Source organism: Mucilaginibacter sp. P1_A3, from assembly GCF_056406855.1.
Genome location: NZ_JBFTZJ010000009.1, coordinates 1 through 15,871, shown reverse-complemented (window position 1 = coordinate 15,871; position 15,871 = coordinate 1). Strand labels below are relative to the sequence as shown.

Here is a 15,871-nt window from a genome sequence, read left to right as displayed (position 1 = left end):
TAACATTTGAAAAAACACCTAACTAAACCAAATACTATTTTAACCGGGCCTATCTGCAGGACTGAACAAATCCAAGCCCTTCATTTAGGCCATGCGTTATCAACCGGGCTGTCACAACCTAAATACCTTAATCAGTACTAAATAAACCTATTGCTAACACGTATATTTTAAGTTGCATATAATAAACGATACAATTTTTTAAATCTTTAAAATTTTGGTATGCTTCCTAAACCCTACATTTTATTCCAATTTATATCCTTCTGTAGCCTTTTATCACATTTAAGCGCAGGCATTCATTATTGCTTTATCTCTTCCAGGCTTATAAAAATTCCTTTTTACATTTTAAATTTAAACGGCAAAAGCCAGCTATATAAAAATCTCAACCAAATTTGGTACACCCGGCTTGTTAGGAGAATAGTTTCGTTATCTGTACGCAGCCCGCTTAGGCTCATTACGCTCCGTTTAGTAAATTTCAATATTACTATTCCTTCCAATTCTGGTTGTGTAATAGCTATTTGCCATACACCATGGAAAAGACTATTGGTGCAATGGTGCCTTCAAAATAATTTTTCGCTGATTATAGCCGGTGGTAGATGGACCAAACAAAGAGGCACAATTCAGCGGCAGGCCCTCGGAATTACAGATCTGCGTTGTATAGTGAACTATTTGAAACAGAATGGCCGGATAGTTATTACCTGCGACATTTTTAACAATTTAAACAATTGTCCTGTAAGCTTTTTAGGCAAACAGCAAAATGTATCGCTACTTCCTGCGCGCCTGGCACGAATAGCCGGCGTACCTTTAATTACCGCTATACCTGTACTCAGAAAAGGGAAGATCCATTTTGACGGCGGCCCTCAATTTGATTTAAATAAGCTGAACTCCGATTCAACAGACGTAATGCAGCAAATTGTTTCGTTTTTAGAAACCGAGATTAAAAACGACCCCAGCATATGGCTTACTACCTACCACCAAAATTTTACCTGACCAAATAACGGCCATCCCAAAGTTAGGCGACTTAAAACACAGCATTTTATCTTTACCCCATTTTTTCATAGAGCCATCGGCTCGAAGATATTGTAACAACGGATTTTAATCCGTTGACCCTAACCCAAATAAAAATGAGTGCCGTAGACACGGCGCATCTTTTAAGCACATACCGACATTTCCATTTACAGCATGGTAATAACCGTTAACCAACTGAGCACATGGGCCGAACCTATCGTTCTTTTTTACCTGCTGCTTCTTTTCAACGAATTAAAATCCGTTGTTACAATATTAGCCGGGGCTACGCCAGTGATTTATAACTGCTTGTACAACGGTCACTTTATGAAGCAAAAAAATAGAGAATCCCATTTGCTTTAGCCAAATCACAGCCACCTAACAAACTTGTGCACACATAGTAGCCCCTTGGAAAGGGATTAAAAACCTTAACAGCCTGCACCGTTAGGTGCTACCTGTTTGTAGCAAACACAGCATATTATCTTTGCCTCGTAGAGGCTACCCTTCAACAACAATTATTTACCTGGTTTATTGGGGTTGCACCTACGGTGTTCACGAGAATAATAAAAAGCAGGGGCCATGTGCGATTCCTTCCTCGGGGAAGGGGAGGTAGGGGTTTAATCAGGCGTACAAGTACCGCTGCAGATCACATGTCGGCGAAACCCCTCCCTGCCATCGCGCACTTTTCAACCGCACCCCTCCCGTTGGGAGGGAACAAAAAAACCTTTAGAATACCTTTGGTGTCTCCACAAAACGCAATTACAACACGCCACTTTGTACCGCCTTGTCCTGCCACACCAACAAAACCCTGCCGCACAAAAAAGGCCTCCTTTTTCAAGGAGGCCCGGTATAAATATTTGATGAATAAGCTTAGCCAGCTAATGCTGCAGCACCGCTCACAATTTCGGTAAGCTCGGTAGTGATCGCAGCCTGGCGGGCCTGGTTGTATGAAAGTTTTAAAGCTTTCAACAAGTCGCCGGCATTTTCGGTAGCCTTATCCATAGCCGTCATACGTGCGCCATGCTCAGATGCGTTTGAATCTAATACGGCACGGTATAACTGTATTTTAATATTTTTAGGGATCAGTTGCTCTACAATTTCCTCTTGCGATGGCTCCAGGATGTAATCAACATTAGCAGTTTTCACCGCATCCTTTTTATCGGGTTTTGGAACAGGTAATAACTGCTCGGCAACAAGGTATTGTACAGCTGCGTTTCTGAAATGGTTATACACCAGTTCAACACGGTCATACTTGCCATGAACAAAACCTTCCATAATGCTTTCAGTAATTTTCGAAGCATTTTCAAAGTTAAGGTCAAGGTACAAATCGTTATTGTTACCAATTACATTGTACTTGCGTCTTTCGTAAAACTCCTGGCTTTTTTTACCTATCGCTACAATCGAAACATTACCGGCCGCTAATTGCTTGCTGTATTTTTCGGCAATAAGGTTGTTGGCCGTTTTAATTACGTTGGCGTTAAATGCACCTGCCAAACCACGGTTTGATGATACTACAACAACCAAAATACGCACGGGCTCGCGCTCCTGCAAATAAGGTGATGAGCCATCCTCTAAACTTTGAGAAAGGTTTGCCAGCAGCTCTTTAAGCTTATTAGCATAAGGGCGCAATTGAACGATAGCATTTGTAGCGCGCTTTAACTTAGCAGCCGAAACCATTTTCATGGCCTTGGTGATCTGCTGTGTTGACGATACAGACTTTATCCTGTTTCTTACTTCTTTTAAATTAGCCATCTTTTTTGAGTATCAAGTAGTTAGTATCAAGTATCAAGACTTGTATGACCACTCGACTAATGCTATATTTTTTTGAATACAAGTAGTTAGTTTCATAATACCAGGCGCTTAAATACTTGCTACTTGATACTAACTACTTGCTACTAAAATTAATACTTTCCTGCCAGTTCTTTAGCTACTGTTTCCAGTACGCCTGTTATCTGATCATCAAACTTACCTGCTTTAAGGGCAGCTAATACTTCTGGATGACGAGCTTCTAACTGGCTTGTGTATTCTGCCTCAAACTTCCTGATATCCTTTACAGGTACAGTACGCATCAGGTTTTTTGTACCTAAGTAAATGATGGCAACTTGTTTTTCAACAGATACCGGTGAGTACTGGCCTTGTTTCAACACTTCCACGTTACGTACGCCTTTATCAAGCACGTTTTTAGTTGATGCATCAAGATCAGATCCGAATTTAGAGAAAGCCTCTAATTCGCGGTATTGAGCCTGGTCAAGTTTCAAAGTACCTGCTACTTTCTTCATTGATTTAATCTGCGCGTTACCACCTACACGTGATACCGAGATACCTACGTTAATAGCCGGACGAACACCCGCGTTAAATAAGTTTGATTCAAGGAAGATCTGGCCATCGGTGATCGAAATCACGTTGGTAGGGATGTATGCAGATACGTCACCAGCCTGAGTTTCGATAATAGGCAAAGCGGTTAATGAACCACCACCCTTAACTATACCCCTGATAGACTCTGGCAAATCATTCATCGCCTGGGCGATAGAATCATTGGAGTTGATCTTGGCGGCACGCTCTAATAAACGGCTGTGCAGGTAAAACACGTCACCAGGATAAGCCTCACGGCCCGGAGGACGACGAAGTAATAATGATACTTCGCGATAAGCAACAGCTTGTTTTGACAGATCATCATAAACGATCAATGCCGGACGGCCTGTATCACGGAAGTACTCGCCAATTGCAGCACCTGCAAAAGGAGCAAAGAACTGCATGGTAGCAGAGTCAGCAGCACTTGCAGCAACAACGATAGAGAAAGGCATAGCGCCGTTTTCTTCCAGTGTGCGTACAATATTTGCAACTGTTGATGCTTTTTGACCGCAGGCAACATATATACAGATAACCGGTTTACCGGCATCATAAAATTCTTTTTGGTTGATAATGGTATCGATACAAACAGCAGTTTTACCTGTCTGGCGATCGCCAATAACCAACTCACGCTGGCCACGGCCAATCGGGATCATCGCGTCAATAGCTTTGATACCTGTTTGCAAAGGCTCGGTAACCGGCTGACGGTAGATAACACCTGGCGCTTTACGCTCCAATGGCATTTCGTAAGTTGTGCCAACTATCGGTCCTTTACCATCAATTGGTGTACCTAAAGTATCAACAACACGGCCAAGCATGCCTTCGCCAACGTTGATTGATGCAATACGGTTAGTACGTTTTACAGTATCACCTTCTTTAATATCGTCAGATTTACCTAACAATACCACACCCACGTTATCTTCTTCAAGGTTAAGTACGATACCCTGCAATCCTGTGCCAAATTCTACAAGCTCACCTGATTGTACTTTTGTTAATCCATAAACGCGTGCAATACCATCACCCACCTGGAGTACAGTACCCACTTCTTCTAATTCAGATTCTGACTTAAAGCCTGCCAATTGCTGACGCAAAATTGCCGATACTTCGTCTGGTCTTACCTCTACCATTGTTTAAATTTATTTAGAGTTTTGTTTTTACTATTATTGAATCACCTTCACGGCAAATTCTTTTTTCAATTTTTTCAAGCTTGCTGCAATGCTGGTATCAACCTGCCTATCGCCCACGGTTAATACAAAACCACCAATTAATGATGGATCAACCTTGGTTTCCAATACTACAGTACCACCTACCGCGCTTTGTACTTCGGCTATAATGGTTTTTTTATTAGCTGCTGATAATTCAGTAGCCGATGTAACCTTAGCCTTGGTAATATGCCTTTTGATGTTAAACAGGTTTACATACTCAAATGCTGTAGTATATAAAACCTCGCCGCGACCTTTATCAACCATCAGTTTAAAAAAACCGATAGTTGCCTTGTTCACCTTATTCAGGAAAACGGCATCAAGTATTTTGGTTTTTTTGGTGTGCGCTACAATGGGGTTGCTCAAAACAGCTTTAAGCTCCGGGCTCGCCTTCAAAGTATGTATAAACAGATCCATATCAGCTTTGATCACATCAACAATGTTTTGTTCCTGTGCAAGGTCAATAAGGGATTTTGCGTACCTGGATCCTACCGTTAATTCTGACATATTCTTTTTATTTCGGATTTCGAATTTTCGATTTCGGAATTTTTTATTTTGAAATTAGGACATTTAAACTCGGACCCCAATACGGAAAATAAATCCGAAATTGAACATCCCAAATCCGAAATCCCTATAATTTCACTTCTTTTAATAATTGGCTTACCAGCTCATCTTGTTTCTGATGATCTTCAAATTGCTTGCGCAATACTTTTTCGGCAATATCTAATGAGAGGGTAGCTACCTGGTTTTTAACATCAGCCATCGCGATAGCTTTTTGATTGTTAATTTCCACGCGGGCCAGTTCAATCATACGGGCACCTTCTTTATGAGCAAGTTCTTTTGCATCAACAATCATTTGCTCTTTAACCTTACGGGCGTCAGTAAGTATCTGATCGCGCTCGGCACGGGCTTGTTTTAATAACGATTCGTTTTCGTTAGTTAAACGGGACATTTCTTCTTTGGCAGCTTCGGCTTTCTGAAGCGAGTCTTCAATAAAACGTTCGCGATCGCTCAGCGCGCCTAAGATTGGTTTCCAGGCAAATTTTCCTAATATAAACAACAATATCCCAAATGATATCGTTGTCCAGAAAACTAAACCTAATGCGGGTGTAACTAAATCCATAATTCTGTATTGCTATTACTTGTATGTTATTCTTTTAATGGGATTAAAACAAGCCCGGAGCCAATCGCCCCGGGTTGTTCTTTTCTTTTTGCCTAAAACTAATTAGAGCAAAGCTACTACCACGGCAAACAAAGCAACACCTTCAACAAGCGCTGCAGCGATGATCATGTTAGTTTGAATTTTTGAGGCAGCTTCTGGCTGACGAGCAATACCTTCAACGGCTTTACCACCGATTTGTCCGATACCGATACCTGCGCCAATTACAGCTAAACCTGCGCCAATTGCACCAAGTTTTTGAAGACTAACAACACCAGTTGCAGCTGCTTGAGCAATTGTTCCAATCATTCCAATCATTGTTTGATAATTTAAAACGTGTATATATAATTATAATTAATTCAAGATTAATGGTGATGCTCCTCAACAGCCATCCCAATGAACAGCGATGTAAGCATCGTAAAAATGAACGCCTGCAAAAATGCTACAAGCAATTCTATCATATCCATAAATACCACAAACGGAACAGAAACTGTTGACATCCATGCGGTTTTAAAGATAAATATTAATGATATTAAACTAAGCACAATAATGTGACCTGCGGTAATGTTTGCAAACAAACGTATCATTAACGCAAAAGGTTTAGATATGATACCAATAAGCTCAACCGGAACCATGATAGGATATAACCAAAAAGGAATATCAGGAGTAAAGATGTGTTTCCAATAATATTTATTACCGCTAAAGTTAATAACGATAAGCACAATTACCGACAACACCATGGTTACCGCTATATTACCTGTTAAATTAAAGCCTCCCGGAAAAAACGGAACCAAACCCAACAGATTGTTGATTAATATAAAGAAGAATATAGTAAGCAACAAAGGCATGTATTTAACGTGCTTGATGCCAATATTAGGAATAGCTACATCATCACGCACAAACAGGATAACAGGCTCTAATAATGCCTGGATACCTTTTGGAGCTTTACCAGCGCGTTTCTTATAGCCCGCTGTAACGGCAAAAAACACAATAAGCAAAACAATCATACCCAGCCACATACTGGCCACATTGCGGGTGATTGAAAAATCATAAACCTTGGCGGCTTTATCTACCTCCCCGGCTTCGTTTACCGCGTGTATTTTACCTTCTTCCAGTTTATAGCTATAATGTGTACCCTTATAAACCGGTTCTTCTTTTACACTTTCTTCCTTTAATAAATGGCCCGACCAGAAAGTTTCCAGCCCTTTATCGGTATAAAGTATTACCGGCAAAGAAAGAAAGTGTTCGCCCATCAACGGAATTGATACGGGCCAAAAGTGAGAATCGCCGATATGTTCAAATACCACCTCTTTTGGATCAAAGGGTTTTTCAGCGCCTTCAGCAGCTTTTTCTTGCGCAATTGATAGATTAGGCATTACACCTAACAACAAAAAAAGCGCGGAAATCAGGAATGTGTTAAATATTTTTGAATTCAAAATCGAGCTGTTATACATCTAAATGAAGTTTTCTACCTTAATTTTTGGTTGCGCAAGTTACGTAACAAACCATAAATTTCAAAGGCCATATTTAAGAAATATACGTAAAAAAAATCGCCGGCAAAAACATACCTGTCTACGCTGTTTTTCTTAATTAAAATGAGGACGAAAAACAAGCAGGCCAATATTTTAACAGTAGTAGCAGCCAAAAAGGCTTGCGCGTACAATTCAGGGTTTATTTTCCCTATAAATACAATGGATATTACGGTTAAAAAAGTAAGTCCACTAATAAATGAAAACAGCAACCAGAACGTCGGTGTAACCAATTTGGCATAAGTTGTATAACTCAACACCACGGGTGGTAACGAAATGATAACAATAAAAATAAGGAATGATAATACAGTAGGAAATAGTTTCAACTTTTTACAGATCTGATAATAATGTACAATGAAATAAATACCCCAACGAGCGACAAGCCCGCGGTTGCCCATTTTGTTTGATGATTACCGGCCTGGTCTATTTTATAACCGGCAAAAGCAAATACACCAATAACAGCGATCATCTGGAAAGCCATGCCCGAAAACTTAGCATAGTTATTAACCTCCTTGCCACCATTGTCCTTATTATCACTTTGTTCATTTTGGGCCATGCGCAAATTTATTAAACCTATTGTATTATCTTTAGTATTTTAGCGATGCTTTTATAACATGATCATATTTTGAGGCGAGTGAGCATATTTTCCATATCCAAAACGTACAAATCTATTCTGCTCGCGCTAATGATCTTCATAGCAGGATGCTCCCTTGAAAAGGAAAGCGGCTTAAACCGTAATCTGCAAAACCTTACTGCTCATTATAATATACTGTTTAATGCCAATGAATTACTGCGCGTTAAACAGAAAAGCTATGCCGCCGGCTTTGTTGATTCATACAACGAGCTATTGAATGTTTATCCCGATACCACTATTCAAACAAGCACTCCGGATAAAGACCTGGAGCTGGCCATCAGTAAAGCCAATAAGATCATTAACATAAAAGAGCAAAGTCATTACCTGGGCGATGCCTACCTGGTTATGGGTAAAGCGCGTTTTTTAGAAGGTAATTACTTTGATGCAGTAGAGTATTTTAACTATGTGATCCTCTCATACGGCAAACAGGCTGCTTTAAAACAGGAAGCTTTTATATGGAAAGGCCGGGCTTTGTTATACCTCAATAACACGCCTGAAGCAAAAATTGCTATTGATAGCGCTATAAACAGCATCAATCCTAAAAAAAGCATTCCTGCCGGCATTTATGCTGCCAGGCTGCAATATGATATCAATGTAGAGGATTATCCCGCCGCCGAAGAGAGCGCTAAAATAGCCCTTCAGCATTGTCATGAAACAAGTCTTAAACTCCGCTGGACATTTATTTTGGCTCAGCTACAGGAACTTAACCAAAAACCCGAGCAAGCAATCATCAATTATACCAGCATTGTTAAAAGTAATGCCTCGTTCGAGATGGCTTTTAATGCCAACCTGAACCGTATCCGCATACAGGATCATGAAAACGGCATCAAACAAAATAAAATTGAGCGCCTGCGTAAATTGCTTAAAAACCAAAACAACATCGAGTTTACCGATCAGATCTATTACCAGGTAGCCCAGCAGCTTTATGCTACAGGTGATGTTGACGGCGCCCTTAAAAACTATAAACTATCGGTACGCGGTAGTATCAAAAACCAAAATCAAAAAGGGCTCTCTTACCTGCGCATTGCCGATATCAATTTTAAGAACAAAGCCGATTACGAAAGTGCCCGTTTATATTATGATAGCACACTCACTTATCTTGCACCCACCTATCCCGGCTACCAGATCATTCGCAAGAAAGCCAATAACCTGCAAATTTTAACCGGCTTACTGCAAACCATCTCGCGCGAGGATACTCTGCAAATGCTTGCCGGTCTGGATGAGAGTACCCGTACCGCCCACATCGATGCGATGGTTAACCGCAAAATATTGCAGGATAAAGTAACCAAAGAAACGGTTACCAACAACAATGGCCAATTTGAAAACAGCAGGAACACTAATAATTTAAACAATCAGCAGGCCAGCAAAAGTGGTGGCAGCATTTTTTACTTCTACAATCCGGCCGCGTTAAGCCTTGGGGCAAATGACTTTAAAAGGCAGTGGGGTAACCGCAAACTGGAAGATAACTGGCGACGTAGTAAACGCTCAAGTACCAATATAGCTGTTAACACAAACAGCGTAATGCCATCTCCGGATATCGATCCCTTCGCCCCCTCAACGCAGGACCAGGCCAATATTACCCGGGGTGATATTGGAGCCTACCGGCAGGACATTATTAAAAACCTGCCTTTAACGCCCGATTTGCTTAACCGATCAAACATTCGGGTTTATAGTGCCTATATGGAAATGGCCAATTTTTACCGCGACATTCTGGGCGATAAAAAAGAAGCTATTGCAACTTATGAAACTTTGCTTACCCGTTTCAAAACCAGTTCAGATAAGGCTGCAGTCTATTATAACCTATACCGGCTGTATGCTGATATAGATGCCTCCCGGTCTGAATTGTATAAAAGCCGTATCTTAAAGGAGTTTCCTGAAAGCGTGTTTGCCAAAGTAATCCTTGATCCCGATTACAGTAAACACCTGGATGATGCCAATGCCGAATTCAACGGATTTTATAACAACGTATTTGACCTGTACACGCAAAAAAAGTATACCGAAGTTATTACAAAGTCCGGTGAATTACTGACCAAATACCCCGATAACCGTTTCGCGGCCCAGCTATCATATTTACGCACTATAGCCGCCGGTCACCAGGAAAAACTGGCGCCCTTTATGGCCGATCTGCAGCAAATAACTTCAAAATATCCCGATGATAAACTGGTAACCCCATTGGCCAACCAGCACCTGGCCTATATCAACGCCAATAAAGCCGAAGTAGAAACCCGCACAGTAGTTTTAACTGGTGATGATATAAACGGAATCCCTTTTACCCCACCGGTGGCTTACCAAAAACAAACAGAATACCGGCCGGTTTACCACCCATCGCCGCAGGTACAGGTAGCACAGGTAAGGCAGGAACCAAAAGTAAGCCCGCCCCTGGCAGTGCAGGCAAAACCAACCGTACCTATTGATGTACCCAAACCTGCTGAACAAAGTAAGCCAAAGGCCATCACGCCGGTTATTACCCCTCCTGTTGAGCAAAACAAGCCTCAGGTAGCTAAAGTAGCTGCGCTACCTGCAGATTCTGTTAGCAAACCGGCAGACCAATTAGCTGTAGCATCGCAAAACCAGCAAGCCCAGCAACAAGTTACAGAAGCTCCTGCCATAAAACCGCTTCCGGCTGTAACCTACATTTTCTCCACGCGCGATAGCACCAATTACTATTTTGTGGTAAATGTGAGCAGCGGTACAACTAACCTCGCTTCATCGCGTTTTGGTATAGGGCAGTTTAACCGTACCAGGTTTTCTGGCAGTTCCATTAAGCATGATTTAAAACCTATTGGCGCAGATGACCAGCTGATATTTGTTGGTCGGTTTTATAGCCTCGAGGACGTAAAAAAATACGCAAGGGGTATAATCCCGCTGATGCCCGAGATTATGAAGGTGCCAAAGGATAAATACAGTTTTTTTATCATTACCAAGGAAAATCTGGATAAATTAGCCGACCAAAAAACATTGGATAGTTATATTGATTACTATCAAAAATATTATTGAAATGAAAACCTATAACAAAAAACCTGCGCTTGGCTCACAGGATATAAGACGATATAACTGGTACATATGGCGCGCTGTAATAGCAGGCTTTGTATTTGTGGTAATTATGATAACCCTTACCGTTTTTGGTGTGTTTGGTCAGTTACCCGCTTTCCGCGATCTGGAGAACCCAAAAAGCAACCTGGCATCGGAGGTGATATCATCAGATAAGCAGGTTTTAGGTACTTACTATATCCAAAACAGATCTAACGTTACTTTCGCGGGCCTTTCGCCAAACGTAATTAACGCGTTGGTAGCTACCGAAGATAAACGCTTTTACGATCACTCTGGGATTGATTTTGGCCGCAGCTTTACTATTTTCCTGCACCTGCTTGTAGGGCAAAAACAAGGTGGCAGCACCATTACCCAACAGCTGGCAAAAAACCTTTTCACCGAAAAATCAAACAACCCTTTTGTTCGTATCACCCAAAAACTACAGGAGTGGATAACGGCTGTTAAGCTGGAGCGCCATTACACCAAACAGGAAATATTGACCATGTATTTAAACACGGTTGATTTTGGCGCTTATAATACTTACGGTATCAAATCGGCAGCGCACACCTATTTTAATACCACACCCGATAAATTAACACCAGACCAGGCCGCGCTATTAATAGGTATGGTAAACGGCCCGGGCATTTACTCGCCCATAAGGCACCCCCAGAATGCTATTAACCGCCGTAACCTGGTACTAAACCGCATGCAGGAACAAGGTTTTTTAAGCGATGGCCAGGTAGAGGAGTATAAAAAGAAACCTTTGGGGTTAAATTTCCACCAGAATAACCATTTTGATGGACCGGCTCCATACTTCAGATCGGTATTAAAGAAAGAGATCCAAAAGATCTTTAAAGAGCAAAACTTAAACCGCCCGGATGGCACTCCTTATGACCTCGACCGAGACGGTTTAAAGATATATACCACCATTGATGCCACCATGCAGCAATATGCCGAAGAAGCACAGCAGGAGTACATGCGCAACTTACAGGGGCAGTTTAATGATCACTGGCGTGGGCAAAATTTATCCAAAAGCATCCACAACTTTAAATTCCTGATTAACCAGGGTATGCTTAAAAGCGACAGGTATAAGCAATTGAAGATGCAGGGCATGAGTGACGAGGATATTAAAACTAACTTTAACACTAAAGATACCCTCAACCTGTTTACCTGGCACGGCGATATTGATACGCTGATGAAGCCTGTTGATTCTATCGTTTACTGTAAAATGCTGCTTCGGAACGCGCTTATGAGCATGGACCCCACAACCGGCTACGTTAAAGCCTGGGTTGGAGGCACCAACTTTGAGCACTTTAAGTATGATCAGGTTAAAAACGGAACAAGGCAGGTTGGCTCAACCGCAAAACCGTTTACCTACGCGGTGGCTATTGATAATGGCTATTCGCCCTGTATGAAGATTAATAACGTACCGGATACGATAAGGGGTTACGGTGAACCATGGTGCCCGCGCTCGTCACCATCAGAAACCCTGCCTGGTTTTATTACATTGCGCCAGGCCCTGGCACACTCGCAAAACTGGGTAACAGCCCACGTAATGAGTGAAGTGAAACCCGAACCGGTGGTAGAGCTGATTAAAAAAATGGGGATCACCAGCGCGGTTCCGCCCTACCCTTCTATTTGCCTGGGTACATTTGATGCTTCGGTATTTGAAATGACAGCTGCATACTCGGTATTTGCCAATCATGGTTTATGGACCGAGCCTACTTATATATTACGCATCGAAGATAAAAACGGTAACGTGCTGTACACGCATACGCCAAAAGTGGTACAGGCTATGAACCCTCAAACAGCCTACGTAATGACTTACATGCTGAAAGGCGTTATAGAGGACGGCACGGGCTCAAGACTGAGTTACAAATACGGCTTGCGCAACCCTATAGGCGGTAAAACCGGTACCACCCAAAACAACTCTGATGGCTGGTTCATTGGTATCACCCCGCAGCTGGTTACCGGCTTATGGACAGGCTGCGAAGACAGAGATATTGCTTTCCAGTCTACCAGGCTGGGCGAGGGAGCCAATAGCGCATTGCCTATATTTGCCTTGTACATGAAAAAGGTATACGCCAATGCTGCGCTGGGTATCAAAAAAACAGTTGATTTTGATGCCCCCAAAACCGGAGTTAGTATCATCCTGGATTGCGGCCAGTATACCCAACAGCAGCAAGGGACTAATGAGGTTGATAAGAAGTTGGATTTTTAAGAGTATTTAACAAACGGTCGCGTCGTCCTCAAAACGACCAGATATGTCATTGCGAGGTATGAAGCAATCGCGAACGATACAAATCAGATTTGCATCGTTCGCGATTGCCGCGCTGCGCTCGCAATGACATATCCCGCCTAATTTGGCCAAAACAATCATTGACGATTGAGCTATGAGTGAGAAATTTGATTATAAGGCAGCATTACAGAATATTCCTCATAAACCTGGTGTATATCAGTATTGGGATAGTGAGAAAGAGCTGATCTACATAGGCAAAGCCAAAGATCTGCGCAACCGCGTGAGCTCTTATTTTAATAAGGATGCGCACATCAATGCCAAAACAAGGGTTTTAGTATCCAAAATCCGCGACATCACTTTTACTATTGTTGATACCGAGGTCGATGCCTGGCTGCTTGAAAACAGCATGATCAAGAAGCATCAGCCGCGCTATAACGTAATGCTCAAGGATGATAAAACTTATCCCTGGATCATTATCAAGAACGAGAACTACCCGCGCATTTTCTGGACCAGGCGTATTGTTAAGGATGGATCCAAATACCTGGGGCCCTATGCATCTATCAGCATGATGCATAATATCCTTGGGCTTATCAAAGAAACCTATCCCCTGCGTACCTGCAACCTGGCGCTCACCCGCGAAAATATTGACAAAGGCAAGTTTAAGGTTTGTTTGGAATATCAGCTGGGCAACTGCAAAGGGCCCTGCCAAAACTACCAGACAGAGGATGATTATGATAACAGCATCGGGGAGATAACCGATATCCTGAATGGCAAGATAGGCGCCATATTACGCCGTCTTAAAGGCGAAATGGACGCTGCTGTTGCCGAGTACAACTACGAGTTGGCTCACCGCCTTAAACGTAAGTTTGATTTGCTGGAGAACTACCAAAGCAAATCAACCATTGTAAACTCATCTATTACTGATGTGGATGTGTTCAACATCGCATCCGAAGAGAAACTGGCTTTTGTGAATTACTTAAAGGTAATGAACGGCACCATCATCCAAACCCAAACCATCGAACTTAAAAAACGACTGGATGAAAGTGACGAAGAATTGTTAACGTTGGCCATCGTTGAGTTCAGGAGCCGTTACAACAGCGATTCTAAAGAGGTAATTGTTCCTTTTGATATCGACCTGGAAGATTCATCTATTAAATTTACGGTACCTAAACTAGGCGAAAAAAAGAAACTGCTGGATCTGTCGCAAAAAAATGTTCAGTATTTTAAAAAGGAAAAGATAGATCAGTACGAAAAGCTGAACCCAGAGATCCGCACCGAACGTTTGCTAACGCAGATGATGAAGGATCTGCGCATGAATCAGCTGCCCCGCCATATAGAGTGTTTTGATAACTCCAACTTCCAGGGTAAATATCCTGTATCCGCTATCGTGGTGTTCAGGGATGGCAAACCATTTAAAAAGGATTACCGCCATTTCCATGTTAAAACGGTAGAAGGCCCCAATGATTTTGCCACCATGGAGGAAGCCGTACACCGCCGCTACCGCCGCATGCTTGATGAAGGTACCGAACTACCTCAGCTCATCATTATTGATGGTGGTAAAGGTCAGCTATCATCTGCTATGCATAGTTTAAAACTATTGGGTATTGATAAGCAGGTAACCGTGATAGGTATTGCCAAACGCCTGGAAGAGCTATACTATCCCAACGACCAATACCCCATGTACCTGGATAAAAAATCAGAAACGTTGAAAGTGATCCAGCACCTGCGCGATGAGGCCCACCGGTTTGGTATCACCTTTCACCGTAAAATACGGGATAAGGGCACGCTGGCTACCGAACTTGAACTAATAGAAGGCATTGGCAAAACAACTGCCGAAAAGCTGCTTAAATACTTTAAATCGGTAAAGAAGATTCGCGAAGCCAATGAAGAGTTATTGCTGGAAGTAGTGAATTTAAAACAGGCAAAAGCGATACGGGGATATTTTGATCAAAGTCAAAATTAAAGAAACTTTTTCCCTATAAAACTGATCAATGCGACTGGCGCTCCCCTTCGACAAGCTCAGGGTGACAGCGCCTTTTAAAAGGCACTTACGTCAACAACAAACACGTCATTGCTGTAAGGGTTTAGTAATTCGGTAACAGAATCAGGTGTTTTTATTTGTTGTTTAGGGTGACCATATCGATAGGTTTTTTACCATTGATGCCCTGATGTGGCCGTTCCCAGTTATAATAAACAAGATATTTGAGGAGTTCATCTTCCAGCTCTTCAAAGCTGTCGAAATCGGTATCTTCAATAAGGTCTTCTTTAAGGGTCCTCCAAAAGCGTTCCACCTTGCCGTTGGTTTGCGGCCGATAAGGCTGCATGTACCGCCGTTTGATGCCTGTTTCCATTAACATTCGCTCAAAAGGATGGTTCCGCTTTTGCAAACTTGTTGAAGTACCGAACTCCGGGCCGTTATCATCAATGATCTCCTCGAACTGGATGCCGAACTCCCGTTTGAGCGCCTGCATGCAATGCATGGCAGTGAACATGGTGGTCAGCGCGGTGATGTCTTCCATCACTTGTGCCCAGGCCAGGCGGGAATAATCATCCAGCACGCAAAGCAGATATAACCTCCTATTTTGCCCTCTGATCACACTTTTACTTAGGTGATGACAGTCGATATGTCCTAACTGGCCCATGCGTTCTTTAATGATCTTTCGCTTTACTTCCCGGTCTGCCGACTTTAAACGGTTCCGGTTATGCCGCTTCAGGATATTATAGTAG

13 protein-coding genes are annotated in these 15,871 nt (G+C 42.3%); 4 read left to right on the top strand and 9 right to left on the bottom strand.

What is annotated here, in order from left to right:
- Positions 1–219: 219 nt before the first annotated feature.
- Positions 220–987: an LpxL/LpxP family acyltransferase gene (locus tag AC1D0K_RS19440; protein WP_477398116.1), complete on the top strand. Its 768-nt coding sequence runs from the start codon at positions 220–222 to the stop codon at positions 985–987.
- A gap of 885 nt (positions 988–1,872) precedes the next feature.
- Here AC1D0K_RS19440 and atpG read toward each other — a convergent pair.
- From atpG to AC1D0K_RS19400, 8 genes are all read right to left on the bottom strand, one after another.
- Positions 1,873–2,754 (bottom strand): ATP synthase F1 subunit gamma, encoded by an 882-nt coding sequence (gene atpG, locus AC1D0K_RS19435; protein ID WP_295712543.1) that lies wholly within the window; start codon positions 2,752–2,754, stop codon positions 1,873–1,875.
- Positions 2,755–2,903: 149 nt separating this feature from the next.
- Positions 2,904–4,478 (bottom strand): F0F1 ATP synthase subunit alpha, encoded by a 1,575-nt coding sequence (gene atpA, locus AC1D0K_RS19430; RefSeq protein WP_295712545.1) that lies wholly within the window; start codon positions 4,476–4,478, stop codon positions 2,904–2,906.
- Between the two features lie 33 nt (positions 4,479–4,511).
- The gene (gene atpH, locus AC1D0K_RS19425) at positions 4,512–5,060 is read right to left on the bottom strand and encodes an ATP synthase F1 subunit delta (RefSeq protein WP_295712547.1); all 549 of its coding nucleotides are present in this window, start codon (positions 5,058–5,060) and stop codon (positions 4,512–4,514) included.
- Between the two features lie 124 nt (positions 5,061–5,184).
- On the bottom strand, positions 5,185–5,676 hold the full coding sequence (gene atpF / locus AC1D0K_RS19420) for a F0F1 ATP synthase subunit B (protein WP_295712549.1): 492 nt from the start codon (positions 5,674–5,676) through the stop codon (positions 5,185–5,187).
- Between the two features lie 102 nt (positions 5,677–5,778).
- Positions 5,779–6,021: an ATP synthase F0 subunit C gene (gene atpE, locus AC1D0K_RS19415; protein WP_274213861.1), complete on the bottom strand. Its 243-nt coding sequence runs from the start codon at positions 6,019–6,021 to the stop codon at positions 5,779–5,781.
- A gap of 56 nt (positions 6,022–6,077) precedes the next feature.
- On the bottom strand, positions 6,078–7,148 hold the full coding sequence (gene atpB, locus AC1D0K_RS19410; protein ID WP_477442847.1) for a F0F1 ATP synthase subunit A: 1,071 nt from the start codon (positions 7,146–7,148) through the stop codon (positions 6,078–6,080).
- 32 nt (positions 7,149–7,180) lie between these two features.
- Positions 7,181–7,567 (bottom strand): hypothetical protein, encoded by a 387-nt coding sequence (locus AC1D0K_RS19405; RefSeq protein ID WP_295712553.1) that lies wholly within the window; start codon positions 7,565–7,567, stop codon positions 7,181–7,183.
- Positions 7,564–7,797: an AtpZ/AtpI family protein gene (locus tag AC1D0K_RS19400; RefSeq protein ID WP_477437134.1), complete on the bottom strand. Its 234-nt coding sequence runs from the start codon at positions 7,795–7,797 to the stop codon at positions 7,564–7,566. The genes AC1D0K_RS19405 and AC1D0K_RS19400 overlap by 4 nt, the downstream gene beginning before the upstream one ends.
- Positions 7,798–7,926: 129 nt before the next feature.
- On the opposite strand from AC1D0K_RS19400, the gene porW reads away from it, so the two are divergent.
- From porW to uvrC, 3 genes are all read left to right on the top strand, one after another.
- Positions 7,927–10,872, top strand: coding sequence for a type IX secretion system periplasmic lipoprotein PorW/SprE (gene porW / locus AC1D0K_RS19395; RefSeq protein WP_477399189.1), 2,946 nt, complete (start codon positions 7,927–7,929; stop codon positions 10,870–10,872).
- A gap of 1 nt (position 10,873) precedes the next feature.
- Positions 10,874–13,126, top strand: a complete 2,253-nt coding sequence (locus AC1D0K_RS19390; protein WP_477463091.1) for a transglycosylase domain-containing protein — start codon at positions 10,874–10,876, stop codon at positions 13,124–13,126.
- Between the two features lie 172 nt (positions 13,127–13,298).
- Positions 13,299–15,107: an excinuclease ABC subunit UvrC gene (uvrC, locus tag AC1D0K_RS19385; RefSeq protein ID WP_477399193.1), complete on the top strand. Its 1,809-nt coding sequence runs from the start codon at positions 13,299–13,301 to the stop codon at positions 15,105–15,107.
- Positions 15,108–15,258: 151 nt separating this feature from the next.
- Here the strand turns inward: uvrC and AC1D0K_RS19380 are convergent.
- Positions 15,259–15,871, bottom strand: a 613-nt coding sequence (locus AC1D0K_RS19380) for an integrase core domain-containing protein (RefSeq protein ID WP_477463090.1), incomplete at its 5' end; no start/stop codon positions are given.